Origin of the sequence: Clostridioides sp. ZZV14-6153 (assembly GCF_020657855.1) — a bacterium.
Taxonomy (GTDB): Bacteria; Bacillota; Clostridia; order Peptostreptococcales; family Peptostreptococcaceae; genus Clostridioides.
Genome location: NZ_JAGWCZ010000007.1, coordinates 1 through 18,564, shown reverse-complemented (window position 1 = coordinate 18,564; position 18,564 = coordinate 1). Strand labels below are relative to the sequence as shown.

Here is an 18,564-nt window from a genome sequence, read left to right as displayed (position 1 = left end):
TAAAAATATTTCTGGGGGGAATAACTATGAGAGAACAAGTTGAAAAAGTGCTTGAACAAAAGATAAAACCTGTATTACAAAGAGATGGTGGAGATGTAGAGCTTATAGATGTAAATGAGAATGGAGTAGTTTTAGTTAGATTACAAGGTGCTTGTAGTGGATGTCCAGGAGCAACTATGACAATAAAAGCTATTATTGAAAATGTTTTGGTAAGCGAAGTTCCAGGAGTAACTCAAGTATTAGGTGTTTAATAAATTTAAATTATACATAAGGATTTATGAAGTTGTGTAAAAGAGTAAGTAAAACATTATAGATAGATATGAAAAAGTGTGTAAGTGTATATTCATTTTCTTACACACTTTTTTTACTTATTATCCAGCCATACCAATAAACATACCTATAAAGTATGGAATTAACCAGATAGTCCATACAACTATACTAAACTTATGGAAGAATTTTTTCTTATCTTCATCATCCTTATACAAAACAAAAGTAGCCCATCCTGCATGAAAAAGCATAAGCACAATTGCTAGGAGACCTGTTATACTATGAAGATTTTGGGACAATACAGATTTTACTTCAAAAGAGTGGCTATTAGCTATATTACTCATTGTAAATGTTCCTAAAGTATCAAATATTAAACCAAGCCAAAATATAATTACATGTTTCTTTTTTAAAATTTTAGCTTTTCTCTCTCCAAATACACCTATAGTATAAAAAATTAAAGCTGATGTTATAAACACTATTGCAAGTATTAATTTAAAATTCATAATTATCTCTCCTTTATTTTTGCTAATATATTTCTAAGATTTTTTACTAATTCATTTAATTCTTTTTCATCACAATTTTTAAAAATATCATCAAAGCTTTCTTGCATTTTACTTTTAAAATTTGTGGCAAATTCAAGTCCATCTTCTGTAAATTTAACATATGTATTTCTCTTATCATCATATTTTTTGAACTTTTCTACATAGCCAATTTGTTCTAACCTACTGACTATACCTGATACAGTTCCTTTAGCTAAAGACATCTCATCGCATAGTTGTGATATTGTTAGCTCTTGATTATGAGCTATTAGTTTTATAACTATAATCTGTTGATGTGTCAATCCATTTTCTTTAAAATTTTCTTCCACTGTGTACATTGTTTTAGAATAGAGTTCTTTGAGAAGCATAGCTATTCTAAAACAATCATAATTAGTTTTCAATAAAATCACCTCTTAGATAGTTTGCATAGAAACTAATATAATATAGTTTTAATAAATAGTCAATATAAAACCAATAATTATATAATAAAAAACTTAATAATTATATAAAATAAGAGATTCGTAACATCATAAAAATTTAATTTTAGGTAAAAATAAAACAATTTGATGAAATTTTAACAATTTTTCAAAAGTTTGTTTACACACAACATAAATGATGCTAAAATTGGTTTATAGATAAATATTTAAAATTTAATTTTTATTTAATGATAATAAAACCACGAAGGTTTAAACGTCGATTGACGCTTGCTTTTGGTGGTTTTTTTTATTGCAACAAAGGGGGAATAGAGGTTTGTTAAAGGATATAGTTAAAAAGTTGTTGCAGTTTATTTTAGTAATGTTTTTATTATCTTTTGTAGTTTTTTATATGGCAAGACTTGCTCCAGGAGACCCATTAATTTCTTACTATGGAGATGGTGTAGAAAGAATGAGTACTCAAGAGAAAGAAAATGCTATGAAAAAACTTGGTCTAAACGAACCAATATACAGTCAATATATAAAATGGATTTCAGATGCATCAAGAGGCGAATTTGGAATTTCATTTAAATATAAGCAAAATGTTACTTCTGTTATAAATGATGTTTATATAAACACTATCATATTAGGTGGGTCAGGATATATACTTACCTTTGTGCTAGCATTACTTCTTGGAATCTTTTGTACATTGCATGAAGACAAGCTCATAGATAGGATTATATGTAAACTAGGAACAATAACCAACTGTATTCCATCATTCTGGGTTGCTTTAGTTCTTATACTTATATTCAGTATAAATTTAAGTATACTTCCAAGTAGTGGAGCTTATTCAATGGGAGAGGAATCTAGTATATCAAGTAGGATATCTCATTTAATATTACCTCTTACAGTACTTATATTGAGCCATTTATGGTATTACACATATATGATAAGAAATAAATTGCTAGAAGAAATAAGGGAAGATTATGTATTGCTATGTAAAGCAAAAGGTTTAAACAATAGAACCATTGTTTTTAAGCATTGCCTGAGAAATATAATGCCATCCTATATAAGCATTATGGCTATTTCAATACCTCACATATTAGGAGGAACTTATGTAGTTGAAAAGGTTTTTTCTTATCCTGGGTTAGGAACTCTTTGCTTTGAGAGTGCAAAGTATCACGATTATAATATGTTATTAGTTTTATGTCTAATAACAGGGGCTTTAGTAGTATTTGGAAATATGCTAGCTCAAATTATAAACAATAAAATAGACCCTAGAATGAAGTACGATAGAGGTGATAACAATGAAGCTGCAATGTAGTGATTTTGAGATTGTAGGAGAAAATTATATTTCAATAGTAGAAGACGAACAAATAGAAATAAAAAAAACTCTGTTTGAAAAATTTAAACAGTTACCATATATATCAATCATCATTTTATCCATTATAGTTATTGGAAGTGTATTTTCATCTTTGATAATGACACATGAGCCAACATATATGGATTTAGTAAGTTCTAATTTAGCTCCAAGTAAAGATTTTTTCTTTGGAACAGATTCAATGGGAAGAGATATATATTCTATGATATGGTATGGAGGAAAAATATCTTTATTTATAGGAATATTTTCGACAATAATATCAACTATCATAGGAATTGTTTATGGTAGCATAAGTGGTTCAGCATCTGAACTTGTAGATGATGCAATGATGAGATTTACAGAAATCATACTTAGTATACCATCAATATTAATTATAATATTTGTACAAGCGATACTTGGGAATTCAAATCCAATATCTATGTCCATCGTAATAGGGATAACAAGCTGGATGAATATATCTAAAATTGTAAGGACTGAAGTTAGACAAATAAGAAATAGTGAGTACATACTAGCAGCTAAAAGTATGGGTGGAGGATTTTTCTATATATTAAAACAGCACTTACTTCCAAATTTTGTTGCATCAATAATGTTTATGGTAGTAACAAATATAGGTGCAGCTATTGGAACTGAATCAACACTGAGTTTTTTAGGAATTGGTTTGCCAATAGAAATTGTTTCTTGGGGAAGTATGCTATCTTTATCAGAGGAAGCACTGCTTTCAAATAGATGGTGGGTTATCCTAATTCCAGGTATATTTTTAGTTACTACATTGGTTTGTATAACTAATATTGGTAATTATATAAGAAAGAGCAATAATAAAAAATCAAGTAATTTATAAATCAGCGTTTCAAGTGTTAAATAAGCAAATACTAAGGTATTTGAAATATCTATTTAAATAAATGGGGTCAAAGCTTTAAAAAATATTTATTATTAAAGGCAAAAGGGGGAGCATCATGAAATTAAAGAAATTAAAAGTTTTAAGTCTAGTAATGATACTTAGTCTAATGGCAGGCTGTTCTAGTGCAGGAAATGGGGACAAAAAAACAGATAAACCTAACGATGGTAAAGTGCTTGTTTATGGAAGTAATGACTATACAAGTATAAATCCGGCACTATATGAACATGGAGAAATAAATTCATTGATATTTAATGGATTAACAGCTCATGATGAAAATAATAAAGTAGTTCCTTGTCTAGCAAAAGATTGGAAATTTGATGAAGCAACAAATACATATACGTTTAATTTAAGAGATGATGTTAAATGGCATGATGGAGAGAAGTTTACAGCAAATGATGTTAAATTCACAATGGAAACTATAATGAATCCAGACAATGCTTCTGAAATAGCATCAAATTATGAAGATATAACAAAAATTGATGTAGTTAATGATACTACTATAAAAATTACTTTAAAAGCACCAAATACAGCAATGCTTGATTATCTAACAGTTGGAATATTACCAAAACATGCATTAGAAGGTAAGGATATAGCTACTGATGGATTTAATCAAAAACCAATAGGTACTGGACCATTTAAACTTGAAAAATGGGATAAAGGTCAAAGTATAACACTTGTTAAAAATAGTGATTATTTTGTAAAAGAGCCAGGTCTAGATAAAGTAGTATTTAAGATTGTACCAGATGACAAAGCTAAAGCAATGCAATTAAAATCAGGCGAATTAGATTTAGCACAAGTAACTCCTAAAGATATGTCTAATTTTGAGAAAGACGAAAAGAATTTTAAAGTAAATATAATGAAAACTGCAGATTATAGAGGGATACTATATAACTTCAATTCTAAATTCTTTAAAGATGAAAAGACTAAAGGATTACCAAATGCTTTAAGTTATGCAATAGATAGAAAAGCAATAGTTGATAGTGTATTATTGGGACATGGTGTACCAGCATATTCACCTTTACAAATGGGACCATATAATAATCCTGATATAGAGAAATTTGAGTATAATCCAGAAAAAGCTAAGCAAGAAATTGAGAAATTAGGTTGGAAATTAGGTTCTGATGGAATATATGAAAAAGAAGGTACTAAATTAGCTTTTGAAATAACAGCTGGTGAAAGTGACCAAGTTAGAGTTGATATGGCTAAAATATGTGCACAGCAGTTAAAAGAAATAGGTGTTGATGCTAAAGCTGTAGTTGTAACTGAAACAGATTGGGCTAATCAAGATGCACATTTAATCGGTTGGGGAAGTCCATTTGACCCAGATGACCATACATATAAAGTATTTGGAACAGATAAAGGTGCAAACTATAATGCTTATTCTAATCCTACTATAGATAAAATACTTCAACAAGCAAGAGAAACAGAAAATAAAGATGAAAAATTAAAGTTATATAAACAATTCCAAGTAGAGATGACTAAAGATATGCCATACACATTTATTGCTTATATAGATGCCATATATGTTGGAAAACCAAATATAAAAGGTTTAACACCTGATACAGTTTTAGGTCATCATGGTGTAGGTATATTCTGGAACATAGCTGATTGGACAATAGAATAATAGTTAGATTAATTAGAAACCTTAGGGATAAAATATATCCCTAAGGTTTGAATAGCATAGGGGTTGATGGTTTTTGGAACATTTATTGGAGGTTAATAATCTATCTGTAAGCTTTAAAATTGAAGAAGGTGAAGTACAAGCTGTGAGAGATGTGTCTTTTACTCTAAAGAAGGGTGAAACACTAGCTATAGTAGGAGAATCTGGTTGTGGAAAATCTGTATTGTGTAAAAGTTTGATGAAGATACTTCCATATAATGGATATATCAAAGGTGGAGAGGTTCTACTTAAATCAAAGGACTTAGTTAAAAAATCTGAGAAAGAAATGGAAAAGATTAGAGGAAGAGATATATCAATGATATTTCAAGACCCTATGACATCTTTGAATCCAACCATATCAATAGGAAAGCAAATAACTGAAGCTATAGTAATCCATCAAGGCATAAGTAAAAGTGAAGCTAAAAAAAGAGCTATAGAACTTATTGAATTAGTTGGGATAGATAATCCTGAAAAAAGATTTAAACAATTTCCGCATCATTTTTCAGGAGGAATGAGGCAACGTATAGTAATTGCTATAGCACTGGCTTGTAATCCAGAAGTATTAATTGCTGATGAGCCTACAACAGCCTTGGATGTGACTATACAAGCTCAGATAATTGACTTAATAAAAGAACTACAAGATAAAATAGGTTTATCAATAATATTTATAACTCATGATTTAGGTGTAGTTGCAACTATGGCTGATAGGATAGCAGTTATGTATGCAGGTAAGATTGTAGAAATAGGAACAGTAGAAGATATATTTTATGACCCTAGACATCCATATACTTGGGGATTATTAGGTTCATTACCTACTTTAGATTCACAAGAAGAGTATTTGTATAATATACCTGGAATGCCTCCAAATTTATTAAATCCTCCAAAGGGGGATGCATTTGCAGTAAGAAATAAAAATGCTCTTAGGATAGATTATGAAAAGGAGCCACCAATGTTTAAAATTAATGATACACACAGTGCAGCAACTTGGTTATTGCATCCAGATGCACCTAAAATAAATATACCAGTTAGGGTAAATGGTGGAAGGGTGATTTCTAATGAATAAAGAAAAATTACTAGAAATAAAAAATTTAAAACAATATTTTCATTTGGATAAAAGTACTACTGTAAAAGCAGTTGATGATATAAGTTTTGATATATATAAAGGAGAGATATTTGGTTTAGTAGGAGAATCTGGTTCGGGAAAATCTACAACTGGTAAAACTATAATAAAGTTACATGAGCCTACTGGTGGAGAGGTAATTTATAAGGGAAATTGTATCTCAGATAAAAAAGCATATAAATTTGTAAAAAAAGATGTAAATAAAAGTATGCAGATTATTTTTCAAGATTCTACTTCATCATTAAATCCTCGTATGACAATTGGAGATATAATTTCAGAGCCACTTAAAATTCAGGGTGTCTGTAAAAATAAAGCAGAAAGACTGGATAAAGTCTATGAGATGTTAAATTTAGTTGGGCTTGATAGAAGCTATGCAAATAAGTATCCTTCTGACTTTTCGGGTGGACAAAGACAACGTATTGGTATAGCTCGAGCTCTTTCAGTAGACCCAGAGTTTATAATAGCTGATGAACCTATAGCTTCTTTAGATGTATCTATACAAGCACAAATAGTAAATTTATTTAAAAAATTACAGCAAGAAAAAAACTTAACTTGTTTGTTTATAGCGCATGATTTATCTATGGTGAGACATATTAGTGACCGTATAGGAGTTATGCATAATGGAAAATTAGTAGAATTAGCGGATTCAGAAGAGTTGTATAATAATCCTATTCATCCATATACAAAGTCTTTACTTTCTGCAATTCCTATTCCTGACCCAAGATATGCTAAGCTAAGAAATAGAGTGGAATATAATTCTAGTATGTATAATTGTTCAAATGATGAGTTATCAAGTTGGATTGAGGTTTCAGATGGTCATTTTGTATATGCTTCTAAATCAGATATAGATAAATACCAACAAAATTTAAAAGTTGTTTAGTGTAAAAACCACTCTAGGTAAGAGAGTATATAGATTTAGAGTGGTTTTTATGTATATAAATTTATGTGTAAAAGTGTCAGTTTTAGAAACTTTCGCCTTTAATTATTATATTTAAAAATTTTATGTTTAAAGTGTTAGCAAGTAGCATATTATTTCTATAAAGGGTTCTATAAAATACTTAAAATAGTTCTATATTTTGTCTTTAAATATATTAATATTAAAAAATTTACACTTTTAACAGGATTTATGTAAGTGTTTATAGAAATAAATAAGTATGTACATAATACATAATTATTTTTTATAATTCTAAAATACAAGAATGGAGAGATAGCTATGAAGTGGAGAGATTATGCTGATGATGTAAACTTATTTGAGGATTTTGATAGAAGTATCAAACCTCTAACTGACGAACAAAAAAAGAAAAATATAAACACTTTAATTGCATATTTTTCAAAAGAAGTTCCTTCTAAAATATACAATTTATCAAATGATGAAATCAAGCCTAGAGATATACTTAGAGGACTTCTTAATGTATATCCACCAAAAGAAATTGCTCCAGAGATACTGAGTATGTTACATAATTTATTGTTAATTGAATGTGAAGAAAGAGAGTTAGTAGATGTAAATGATATAGAAGAAGTAGAGGAAGGTATTGCTATATGGAGAGGCAATATAACTAATTTAAAAGCAGATGCAATAGTAAATGCTGCAAATAATAAGTTATTGGGATGCCTGCAACCATTACATTTATGTGTAGATAATGAGATACATTCATGTGCAGGTCCTAGACTTAGAGAAGATTGTGACAAAATAATAAAAAAACAAGGACATTTAGAATATACAGGAGATGCTAAAATAACTAGAGGTTATTGTCTACCTGCAAAATTTGTAGTACACACTGTTGGACCTATTGTATCTGGTGGTCAGCCAAGTAAAGAACAGGAAAAACAATTACTACATTGCTACAAATCATCTCTAAATACTATAAGAGAAATTGATGAAATAAAGAATATCGTTTTTTGTGGTATTTCTACAGGGGTATTTGGATATCCAAAAAAAGAAGCAGCTAATCTTGCTGTAAATAGGGTGAGATTGTGGTTAAAAGAAAATCATGAGAAAAATTTAAAAGTTGTATTTAATGTATTCACAGAAGAGGAAGAAGAAAAATATAGAAGAATATTTAGATAGTACTTGTCAATAAAGTATATAGTAATATTTATTAGATGAGGTAATAGCTTATAAATATTAATGATTAAAAAAATATAATTTGTAATTTTAGTAGATTAATAGGTATAATAGAAATCATAAGAGTAGTATAAGTAGTGATTGTATTACTTTTAAAAAACACAATATAGGAAAATTAAATGGTAAATAAATATGAAAAATAGTTTTAAAAATTATATTAGTTTAACAAATAAGGTAATAGTTGTGTCAGTTGTATTTCTGTTAATACTATTAATCATATCGTACATATTTGGAAAATTGGTGTACGATAGCTCAGTTGGCTCAGAACAGTTAATAAAAAAAGAGGATGTAGTAAAAGTATTTTCTGAGAGAAAAGATAAACCATTAGATAAATTAAAAAACTACAAGACAGAGGAGTTAATGATACAAAGTTCTAATAATTACAAACTGGAAAGTCTTTTTATAAATTCAAATATAAAAACAAAAAATACTATTATAGTTGTTCATGGAATTGGAAGTAGTCACTATGAAATGTTAAAAATAGCATATGAATACTTAGATAAAGGTTATAATGTATTGATTTACAATCAAAGAAATACTGGTAACAGTGGAGGCGATAATTTCACATTTGGTCTTTATGAGAGATATGATTTAGATAGTATGGTTAAGTTTGTAAAAAATAAATTCCCAGATGGTGAATTGGGAATCCATGGATTTTCTATGGGTGCAGGAACGGCTACTATGCATACAGCTATAAATTCAGAAAGTCAAGAGGTCGATTTTTATATATTAGATTCTCCATATTCTGAAATGAAGGATGCCATTAGAATGGGAGTAATAGAAAAACATATACCAAATATATTAGTAAATTATGTAGTAGCATGTGGAGATTTGTATAATAAATTTAAATCTGGATTTTGGTATAGTGATGTAGAGCCATATAAGGCAATCGAAAAGAGTAATGTTCCTATACTATTTATACATGGAACAAAAGACACTGTTTGTAATTATCAAAATAGCCAAACAATGTATGACTTAGTCAAACATAATAAAAAAGAGCTATGGCTTATAGAAGGTGTTGAACATGTCGCTGGATATGACTCTGATAGTAGAACATATTTCAATAGAATTTTCAAGTTTATAGATAGTAGTATTATTAATTAATAGAAATTAGTTGTATATTTCAAGGGGGTGTCTCAAAATGAACTTTTTAGTTCATGAGGCACTCTTTTTTGTATGAAATCAACTATATTTTCATCATTTCAACAATGACAAAGAGGCTTATCTCTATTTTGAGACAGTCCCTTTTTCATATTAAATATAAATGTTTAATATGAATTAATTGATTATGAAAATGAAAATAACTACCAATTAAATTCACTTATACCTCAAATAAAAGAGTTAGTATTATATATAACAAAATCTAACGAAAAGAGAGGTAGTATATATGAAAAACAAAAATAATAAAGAAAAAGGCATGTTGAATGTGAGAGCATTAAGAGTTTTGGGATTACTATTGATATTTTTTGATTATACAGGAGATACTTTAAATTTTTATAACTTTTTTGCTAAACCCTTAGTATCAGGAAGTTTATATCAACCAGGAGGAGCCGACTATATAGTATTGTTATTATTTGTTGCAGAATGTGTATACTTAGTAGGAAGATACACATTAAAAATTAAAATAAATTGGAGTGAAGTTATTGAAAATGAAAAAGATAATTTTATTAATAATTTATTAGTTGAGAAAATACAAGAAGAAAGCAACTTTGTATATAACCTATTAAACTCATTTATTTTACCACATGTATACAAGAGAGGAGAATTATTCATATTTAAAACACATAACGCGTTAATCTACATTAAGGAAAAATACTATTATGTAAATATATATTAATATATATTTAACTGTTTAGTGTATTGAATTCTATATATGACTATTAAGACGAATAGTATAGGTTTCTTTGATAGGTTAAGTTTTTTGATATACATAAAAATCGCAATTTACCTTACTATTAATTTATAAGTCTTGTAAAAATAGATTGCGATTTTTATTTTTAAACTTCTGCTATGACTTTACCTGTGTCAATCAAATCATATCCACCAAGACCCTGAAGTTCAGCCTTAAATTCAGCTGAATTAATTATACTAATTATAGTTTGGTAGACAGGGTTTTTTAAGTCTTCTTTTTTTATGACCAAATCATAGCGTTCCTTGTGAAGAGGAATAAAGTCAATATTGTTTACTTGTAGAGCAGCTTTTTCATTGCCCAATCCAACATCAGCTATACCACGAGAAACCTTGCTTGCTACGCCTAAATGTGATAATTCTTCATTATAATAACCATTTATATCAGTGCCATTAAAATTTAAAAGTCTAAGTTTGCCATCAAGCAAAACTCTAGTTCCAGCCCCTTTTTCTCGATTTACAAGTGTTATATTTGGTCTGGTTAAATCCTTCCAATTTTTTATTTCCTTAGGATTTCCTTTAGCAACGTAAAAACCTTGCATTCTATAAGCTAGATTTATAAGTACACATGGGATTCCTGGTAACAGTTTTTTAACAAAAGTACTATTGTATTCATCTGTTTCAAAATCCCATAGATGGGATGATGCTATAGAAACCCTGCCATTATACAATTCATATAGAGCATTATAACTGCCTATATAAGAGCGAAATGTATTTACTCTATCTAATTTTTTTTCAACAGACCTAGCTAAAATATCTAATATTACATCTTGACCAGAAATAATAATTTTAGAATTATTATCAATATCTATATTTTTATTGTTAAAATGTGTATCTTTAATTTTACTAGTTTTCTGATTGTTGATATATTCTTCAACATCTTTAATATCAACTCTTATTTTTTTACCTACTTTGTAAGAAGGAAGCTCACCTCTTTTGATTAATTCATATACAGTATTTTTTGTTATTTTTAATAGTTCAGCTACTTCAACAGGTGTCAAAGATGATAATGAGTCCATAATCCACCTCCATATAAGGTTATTTTAACATTAAAAAAAGAAAAATGTAGAAAAATATTTAAAAGTAATATAAATAATTTACTTGAAAATTTATTAGCAGGTATATATAATTAAGTTATACATAACAAAACATGATAAAACATGATAAAACGAATTAAAATATGTATCAAATTTACAAAAAGGGAGAGTATTATGAAAAAAATATTGGGAATATTAGGACTAGTTGCATGTTTAACTTTGGGGACAGTTGGATGTAGTAGTAAAGAAAGTCCAAAAGATGATGGAAAAGAAGAACAAACAAGTAAAAGTAGTGAGGCAGTAGAATTAAACATATCAGCTGCAGCAAGTTTAAAAGAAGCAATGGCAAAAATTGAAGAAGAATACAAAAAAGTTGATTCCAATGTAAAACTTACAGTTAACTATGGAGCATCAGGTTCGCTTCAACAACAAATAGAACAAGGTGCACCATGTGATTTATTTATTTCAGCAGGCCAAAAACAAATGAAAGCTTTAGATGAAGAAAAGTTATTGGTTTCTGATACTATGAAAGATTTAGTTAAAAATGATTTAGTTCTTATTTCTTCTGCTGGTAGCGATGTATCTAGTATGAAAGACTTAACTACAGATAAAGTAAAGAAAATTGCAGTTGGAGAAGCTGAAAGTGTTCCAGCAGGTAAATATGCAGATGAAGTATTAACTAATTTAAATTTAAAAGATACATTGAAAGATAAATTAGTGTTTGCAAAAGATGTAAAAGAAGTTTTAGCATGGGTACAATCAGGAAATGCAGATGTTGGATTCGTTTACTTTAGTGATACTGTTAATAATGATAAAATAAAAGTAGTTGAAAAAACAGATGAAAAAACTCATTCACCTATTACATATCCAGTTGCAGTAATTGAAGCTAGTAAAAATGCAGATGCTGCTAAGAAATTTGAAGAATTTCTATTAAGTGATGCAGGACAAAAGATTTTTGAGGAATTTGGATATAAAAAAGTAGAATAAGTTTAAAAATAATTTATATATAATTAAAAAGAAATTGTATATAGATAAATGAAAATTGAAAATAATTGTATATTATAATAAAATGGAAATAGTGAAATTAATAGATTTATTAATTTCACTATTTCCATTTAAATTAAGGAGGGAAAAAATGGGGACAGATTGGTCACCTTTATGGATATCACTTAAGACAGCTTTTTTGTCAACGATAATAACTTTTATAATAGGAATATTTGTGTCATATATTATGGCTAACTATAGAGGTAAGTGGAAAGGTTTTATAGATGGTATATTTACACTTCCATTAATTTTGCCACCCACAGTTGTTGGATTCTTTTTATTGTTGTTATGTGGGAAAAATGGCTTTGTAGGTAAATTTTTACTGAATTTTGATAAAACCTTAATATTTAGCTGGACAGCAACTGTAATCTCAGCAGTAGTAGTATCTTTTCCTATGATGTATAGAACCTCAAGGTCAGCTTTTGAACAAATTGATAACAATATGTTGTCTGCTGCTAGAACCTTAGGTCTTAATGAATGGAAAGTTTTTTTAAAGATTGCAGTACCATTAGCTTGGCCTGGGATAATAGGTGGACTTGTGTTGTCGTTTGCCAGAGCACTTGGAGAATTTGGTGCTACACTTATGATAGCTGGAAATATACCTGGAAAAACTCAAACGATGCCAATCGCTATATTTTTTGCAGTTGAAGGTGGAGATATGAATAAAGCTATGATGTGGGTTATGATTATTGTAGCAATATCTATAGCAATGATTTTATTATTAAATTATTGGTCGGAATTCCAGCAGAAAATAATAGGAAAGAGGTGTAGATAGTTGAGTTTATATGTAGATATTGAAAAAGATTTATCCTCTTTTAAATTAAAAGTAAAAATTGAACAGGAAAAAGGAATTTTAGGATTTTTAGGTGAATCTGGTTCTGGAAAAAGTATGACATTAAAATGTATAGCAGGACTTGAAAAACCTACAAGAGGTAAGATTATATTAAATGAAAGAGTGTTGTTTGATTCTGAAAAAAAGATAAATTTATCAACACAAGAAAGAAACGTTGGTTTTTTATTTCAAAATTATGCATTATTTCCACATATGACTGTAAGCCAAAATATCGAACTTGGTCTTTCGAAGTTAAGTAAAGATGAAAAAAAGGAAATAATAATGAAATATTTAGAAATACTTAAATTAAATGGATTTGAGGGGAGATATCCTTGGCAATTATCTGGCGGGCAACAACAAAGAGTGGCACTAGCTAGAGCATTAGCTACATCTCCAGATATACTACTTTTAGATGAACCTTTTTCTGCATTAGACCATCATTTGAGGAGTAATATGGAAAAAGAACTTATGAACATGTTAAAAGATTATAAGGGAGATATATTGTTTGTTACTCATGATATTGAAGAAGCTTACCGAGTTTGTGATGATATTATGGTTTATAATAAAGGAGAAGGTCTTCCCAAAAGACCTAAAAAAGAACTATTTGAGTTTCCAAAATATCTTATAGAAGCAAAAATAACAGGATGTAAAAATATATCTCGATTAAATAGAATAGATGAAAATACTATTTACGCCACAGATTGGGGATGCAAGTTGACATTAACTGGAAACATAGGTGATAATATAGAATATGTGGGAATCAGAGAGCATCATATTAAGGTTTTAGATTCTAGTGAAAATTTAGATGGCAAGTTATGTTTTCAATTAATTAACATCATAGAAAATCCATTTACATATACTATATATGCTAGAAACCATAATTTATCTAGTGAAAGTATGCCTATTCAAATAGAATTAGAAAAAAACAAAATGAGATTTGAGAAGGGAGACAGCATTTATTTAGATTTTCCACAGGAATATTTATTTTGCTTTAAGTACAATTACAACGAAAAGGAGTAAATTATATGACTGAAAAAGAAAAAATGTTGTCAGGTCAAGGTTACTATGCAAGTGATGAATTGTTAGTAAAAGAGAGAGAGTATTGTAGAAAATTAACTAGATTATTTAATAATACTTTGGAAGATGAGTATGAAAAGAGAGCAGATATTTTAAGACAACTATTTGGTTCAGTTGGTAATAAAATAAATGTGGAACAAAGCATAAAGTGTGACTATGGATATAATATATATGTAGGTGAAAATTTTTTTGCAAATTATGACTGTATTTTTTTAGATGTATGTAAAATTGAAATCGGTGATAATGTAATGTTAGCTCCAAATGTTCAAATTTATACAGCTTATCATCCAATTGATGCACAGCTTAGAATTTCAGGAATAGAGTATGGCTCACCTGTAAAGATAGGGCATAATGCATGGATAGGTGGAGGAGCAATTATAACTCCAGGAGTTACTATAGGTGATAATGTGGTAATAGGTGCAGGAAGTGTGGTTACAAAAGATATACCATCAAATACTATAGCAGTTGGAAATCCATGTAGAGTAATAAAGAAAATAGAAAAATAAGCTTATTTATATAAATAAGTTAAGAGTATTTACATACTATCTTTAAATAAATAATGTATTAAAAGTAAAAATATATGCCTGTTTTATGTCTTGAAAAACTCATAGAAACAGGCATATTGATTGTATACAAAAATCTCATTGAATTTTACTTTGTTTTAATATTTTATATTAATTAGAGTAGCCAAATTATTTATTTTCAGTTTTAATATAAACTATATTCTCGTCAGAAGGTTTATCTATAGAAAGTGCCTTTAGAGTATCTTCATTAATAATTAAATTAGTTTCTTCTAAACTTGTTATAGGCATATCTGAAACTTTAGATTCTCCTTTTAGAATCTTAACAGCCATCTCACCAGTCTTATAACCTAATTTTTCATAATCTATACCTTGGCAAGCCAATGCTCCACCTTTTAGCATACCCTCTTCTGCAGCTATTATAGGTATTTTGTTTTTAGTAGCAAGTTGAGAAACTATAGGCATAGAAGATGCAAGTAAATTATCTGTAGGAGCGTAAATAACATCTACATTACCCATTAAACTAGAAGCAGCTTGATTTATTTCACTAGAAGAACTAATTCCTTTTTCAACAATTTTAAGGCCTTTATCATTTGCATATTTCTTCAAGTTATCAACTTGAACTTTAGAATTTACCTCGCTAGTATTATATATAACACCTATAGTCTTTGCTTGTGGGATGAGTATATCAAGAGCCTTTAAACTCTTATCAATAGGTGTAAAATTGGAAGTTCCAGAAACATTTTTACCTGGTTTATCTAAAGAATCTGCAAATCCAGCAGAAACAGGGTCAGTTACAGCAGTTATAAGTATAGGTATATCTTTAGTAGCATTGTATGCTGCCTGAGCAGATGGAGTAGATATAGCAAATATCAAATCTTTTTTATCAGAAACAAATTTACTAGCTATAGTTTGTGTAGTAGGCATATCATTTTGAGCATTTTGATAATCTATTTCTATATTTTTACCATCTTTAAATCCATTATCTTCTAGAGCTTTAATGAATCCTTCTCTAGATGCATCTAAAGCTTGATGCTCAACCAATTGAGTAATACCAATTTTTTTAATTTCATTATTTTTATCAGATGATTTATTTGAATCATCCTCATTATTTTTAGAACAACCTGTAATGGTGGATACACTAAGAACACCAATTAAAATTAAATTTATCAACTTACTGGACTTCATTTTGACCACTCCCTCATAAAAATCTATTATATTTATTCTTGTTTAGTTTTTACATAAGAAATATTTTCATTAGAAGGTTTTTCCATACCTAAAGCTTTTAATATATCTTCATTAACAATGATATCTGTATCATCTGATGTAGCTACAGGCATATCAGAAACTGATTCACCATTTAAAATTTTAACAGCCATCTCACCTGTTTTGTAACCAAGTTTTTCATAGTTTATACCTTGACAAGCAAGAGCACCTTTTTCAACTGGACCAGATTCAGCTGCTATAACTGGAATCTTATTTTCAGTAGCTATTTTAGAAACTATAGGCATAGAAGAAGCTACTAAGTTGTCAGTAGGAACATATAAAACATCTATCTTACCAACTAAACTAGAAATTCCCTGATTGACTTCATTTGAAGTAGTTATCCCTTTTTCAACAACTTTAAAACCATTTTTAGAAGCATATTCTTTTAAAGCATCCACTTGAACTTTTGAATTAACTTCACTAGTATTGTACATAACTCCTATAGTTTTTGCCTTAGGAGCAAATATTTTAAGAAGTTCTAAGCCTTTTTCCACAGAAACGAAATCTGATGTTCCAGATACATTTCCACCTGGTTTTTCAATTGATTTAACTAAGCCAGCAGCAACAGGGTCACTGACAGCAGTTATAAGTATAGGTATATCCTTAGTTGCATTGTACGCTGCTTGAGCAGATGGAGTAGATATGGCAAATATTAAATCCTTTTTATCAGATGCAAATTTACTTGCAATACTTTGTGTAGTAGGCATATCATTTTGAGCATTTTGGAAATCTATATCAATATTTTCTCCATCTTTAAATCCATTTTTTTCTAAGGCTTTTACAAATCCTGTTTTAGTAGCATCTAAGGCTGGATGTTCAACCAATTGAGTTATACCAATTTTTTTCACTTCTTTATCTTTAGAGCTATTTTCTTGTTTAGAATTGCCAGAGTCTCCACCTTGTGAACATCCTGTAAGCATAGATACTCCAAGAGCACCAGCTAAAATTAAACTTACCAATCTTTTTTTATTAATCATTTTTATATCCCCCTCAAAAGTTTTATTGTTATATATGTTCATATATTCATATGAATTGTTGTAGTATTGCTAAAAATATTATGACTTTAAAATTATTTTATAAATAAACTAATTTGTAACTAAGCTAAAATTAAATTATCATAATAGATACTTTTAAACTGCATATTCAAATTTTTCTAATATTTCTTCAACTGTTAATTTTTCTTTTTCTTTTCCCTTTACATCTAAGACAACTTCACCTTTATGGAGCATTATCAATCTATCTCCATACTGAAGAGCATGCTTTAAGTTGTGAGTTACCATAAGGGTAGTTATATTTTTTTCTCTTACAATCTTATCAGTTAATTCAATTACTTCATTTGATGTCTTTGGGTCAAGTGCCGCTGTATGTTCATCAAGTAATAAAACTGAAGGGCTTGTTAAGCATGACATAATTAGTGAAAGTGATTGTCTTTGACCTCCTGATAAAAATTGTACTTGTACGTCTAGGTATTTTTTTAAATCCAGAGAAACTCCTTCTAATAAATTTTCTAGAAAATCTCTTTTATAACGAAGACATTTTTTTAGATTCAATAACTTACCTTTATTAAGAGCCAAGGATAAGTTTTCTCTAACTGTCATAGAAGGACAAGTTCCTAAACTTGGGTCTTGAAAAACTCTACTTACTATTTGAGTTCTTCTATGTTCAGCTAAATTAGATAGATTGTGTTTATTTAATAATACTTGACCAGAAGATTCTTTTATAAGACCCGATATTATATTTAATAAAGTGGATTTACCAGTTCCATTACTACCTATGATACTTACAAATTCACCATCTTCTATGTCAATTGATAAATTTTCAAATATAGTATTAGGTTGACCGTATGGATTTGGGAAACTCTTTGAAAGATTTTTAATTTGTAACATCTATAACACCTCTTTTTTCAGATTTATTTTTGGTACTAGCTTTGCACTTGTTTTTTTTTAGTGAGATATTTAAGTTACCAGTAGCTAAGAAAGCTATTATAACTATGGCAGTTATCAGTTTTAAATCAGTTGATAGCATACCTAAACTCATTGCAAAGTATATAGTGAATTGGTATATGAAAGAGCCAACAATTATTGCAGTAGTATCTTTAATAAAAGTGAATTTCTTAAATAATGTAATACCAATTATGATAGAAGCAATTCCAAGTACTAAAGTTCCAATACCCATATTTACATCTGAAAATCCTAAGAATTGAGCCATCAAACTACCAGATAAAGCTATAAGTCCATTTGAAATCATAAGTCCTAATATTTTTATAGAACCGATATTTATACCCAAAGATTTAATCATTTGAGAGTTGTCACCAACACCTTTTAGAGTGTATCCAAGACCTGTCTTTAAGAATAAATCTAAAAGCACTTTACAGATAAATACAAATACTAAAGCTAAAGCTATAGGAGATATTTCTCCATTGAATAAATGTTTAAAACTAAATAGTGGGATATTTGATTTTCCCATTATTCTTAAG

Annotated in this window: 20 protein-coding genes; 13 read left to right on the top strand and 7 right to left on the bottom strand. The window is 28.7% G+C overall.

Annotated elements, in window-relative coordinates; translation table 11 throughout:
• Positions 1-26: 26 nt before the first annotated feature.
• Positions 27-251 carry a NifU family protein gene (locus KGF46_RS10375; protein ID WP_227840098.1) on the top strand — a complete coding sequence of 75 codons (225 nt, stop codon included), beginning with the start codon at positions 27-29 and terminating at the stop codon, positions 249-251.
• Positions 252-371: 120 nt separating this feature from the next.
• Here the strand turns inward: KGF46_RS10375 and KGF46_RS10370 are convergent, their stop codons facing one another.
• Together KGF46_RS10370 and KGF46_RS10365 are read right to left on the bottom strand one after the other, a co-directional pair.
• Positions 372-770 (bottom strand): HsmA family protein, encoded by a 399-nt coding sequence (locus KGF46_RS10370; RefSeq protein WP_227840097.1) that lies wholly within the window; start codon positions 768-770, stop codon positions 372-374.
• Between the two features lie 2 nt (positions 771-772).
• Positions 773-1,207, bottom strand: a complete 435-nt coding sequence (locus KGF46_RS10365; protein WP_255287880.1) for a MarR family winged helix-turn-helix transcriptional regulator — start codon at positions 1,205-1,207, stop codon at positions 773-775.
• Between the two features lie 349 nt (positions 1,208-1,556).
• Between KGF46_RS10365 and KGF46_RS10360 the strand changes: the two genes are divergently transcribed.
• The 8 genes from KGF46_RS10360 to KGF46_RS10325 all read left to right on the top strand — a co-directional run bounded on the left by KGF46_RS10360 (position 1,557) and on the right by KGF46_RS10325 (position 10,240).
• A complete protein-coding gene (locus KGF46_RS10360) occupies positions 1,557-2,543 on the top strand; it encodes an ABC transporter permease (protein ID WP_227840096.1) in 987 nt (328 codons plus the stop codon).
• Positions 2,527-3,438 carry an ABC transporter permease gene (locus KGF46_RS10355; RefSeq protein WP_227861965.1) on the top strand — a complete coding sequence of 304 codons (912 nt, stop codon included), beginning with the start codon at positions 2,527-2,529 and terminating at the stop codon, positions 3,436-3,438. The genes KGF46_RS10360 and KGF46_RS10355 overlap by 17 nt, the downstream gene beginning before the upstream one ends.
• A gap of 115 nt (positions 3,439-3,553) precedes the next feature.
• The gene (locus tag KGF46_RS10350) at positions 3,554-5,122 is read left to right on the top strand and encodes an ABC transporter substrate-binding protein (RefSeq protein ID WP_227861964.1); all 1,569 of its coding nucleotides are present in this window, start codon (positions 3,554-3,556) and stop codon (positions 5,120-5,122) included.
• 73 nt (positions 5,123-5,195) lie between these two features.
• The gene (locus tag KGF46_RS10345; protein WP_227856655.1) at positions 5,196-6,221 is read left to right on the top strand and encodes an ABC transporter ATP-binding protein; all 1,026 of its coding nucleotides are present in this window, start codon (positions 5,196-5,198) and stop codon (positions 6,219-6,221) included.
• The gene (locus KGF46_RS10340) at positions 6,214-7,158 is read left to right on the top strand and encodes an ATP-binding cassette domain-containing protein (RefSeq protein ID WP_227830157.1); all 945 of its coding nucleotides are present in this window, start codon (positions 6,214-6,216) and stop codon (positions 7,156-7,158) included. Before KGF46_RS10345 ends, KGF46_RS10340 begins: the two co-directional genes overlap by 8 nt.
• A 333-nt stretch (positions 7,159-7,491) precedes the next feature.
• Positions 7,492-8,346 carry a protein-ADP-ribose hydrolase gene (locus KGF46_RS10335; RefSeq protein ID WP_227830158.1) on the top strand — a complete coding sequence of 285 codons (855 nt, stop codon included), beginning with the start codon at positions 7,492-7,494 and terminating at the stop codon, positions 8,344-8,346.
• Positions 8,347-8,586: 240 nt separating this feature from the next.
• Complete coding sequence (locus tag KGF46_RS10330; RefSeq protein ID WP_227861963.1) at positions 8,587-9,507, top strand: alpha/beta hydrolase; 921 nt, start codon at positions 8,587-8,589, stop codon at positions 9,505-9,507.
• Between the two features lie 283 nt (positions 9,508-9,790).
• Complete coding sequence (locus KGF46_RS10325) at positions 9,791-10,240, top strand: hypothetical protein (protein ID WP_227843002.1); 450 nt, start codon at positions 9,791-9,793, stop codon at positions 10,238-10,240.
• 160 nt (positions 10,241-10,400) lie between these two features.
• Here KGF46_RS10325 and KGF46_RS10320 read toward each other — a convergent pair whose 3' ends face one another.
• Entirely contained in the window at positions 10,401-11,330 is a 930-nt protein-coding gene (locus KGF46_RS10320; protein WP_227830161.1) for a helix-turn-helix transcriptional regulator, read from the bottom strand.
• Between the two features lie 192 nt (positions 11,331-11,522).
• Here KGF46_RS10320 and modA point away from each other — a divergent pair, with 192 nt between their 5' ends.
• From modA to KGF46_RS10300, 4 genes are all read left to right on the top strand, one after another.
• Positions 11,523-12,335: a molybdate ABC transporter substrate-binding protein gene (gene modA, locus KGF46_RS10315; protein ID WP_227830162.1), complete on the top strand. Its 813-nt coding sequence runs from the start codon at positions 11,523-11,525 to the stop codon at positions 12,333-12,335.
• Between the two features lie 148 nt (positions 12,336-12,483).
• Positions 12,484-13,167 carry a molybdate ABC transporter permease subunit gene (gene modB, locus KGF46_RS10310; RefSeq protein ID WP_227843001.1) on the top strand — a complete coding sequence of 228 codons (684 nt, stop codon included), beginning with the start codon at positions 12,484-12,486 and terminating at the stop codon, positions 13,165-13,167.
• Positions 13,168-14,244: a sulfate/molybdate ABC transporter ATP-binding protein gene (locus KGF46_RS10305; RefSeq protein WP_227830164.1), complete on the top strand. Its 1,077-nt coding sequence runs from the start codon at positions 13,168-13,170 to the stop codon at positions 14,242-14,244.
• Positions 14,245-14,249: 5 nt separating this feature from the next.
• Complete coding sequence (locus KGF46_RS10300) at positions 14,250-14,807, top strand: sugar O-acetyltransferase (protein WP_227843000.1); 558 nt, start codon at positions 14,250-14,252, stop codon at positions 14,805-14,807.
• A gap of 186 nt (positions 14,808-14,993) precedes the next feature.
• Here KGF46_RS10300 and KGF46_RS10295 read toward each other — a convergent pair whose 3' ends face one another.
• The 4 genes from KGF46_RS10295 to KGF46_RS10280 all read right to left on the bottom strand — a co-directional run.
• Entirely contained in the window at positions 14,994-16,010 is a 1,017-nt protein-coding gene (locus KGF46_RS10295; protein ID WP_227861962.1) for an ABC transporter substrate-binding protein, read from the bottom strand.
• Positions 16,011-16,042: 32 nt separating this feature from the next.
• Positions 16,043-17,065, bottom strand: a complete 1,023-nt coding sequence (locus KGF46_RS10290) for a CD0873 family tyrosine ABC transporter substrate-binding lipoprotein (protein WP_227830167.1) — start codon at positions 17,063-17,065, stop codon at positions 16,043-16,045.
• A 153-nt stretch (positions 17,066-17,218) separates the two neighbouring features.
• The gene (locus KGF46_RS10285) at positions 17,219-17,974 is read right to left on the bottom strand and encodes an ATP-binding cassette domain-containing protein (protein WP_227840084.1); all 756 of its coding nucleotides are present in this window, start codon (positions 17,972-17,974) and stop codon (positions 17,219-17,221) included.
• The coding region (locus tag KGF46_RS10280; protein WP_413927281.1) for an ABC transporter permease at positions 17,961-18,564 on the bottom strand (604 nt) is incomplete at its 5' end. The genes KGF46_RS10280 and KGF46_RS10285, both read right to left, overlap by 14 nt.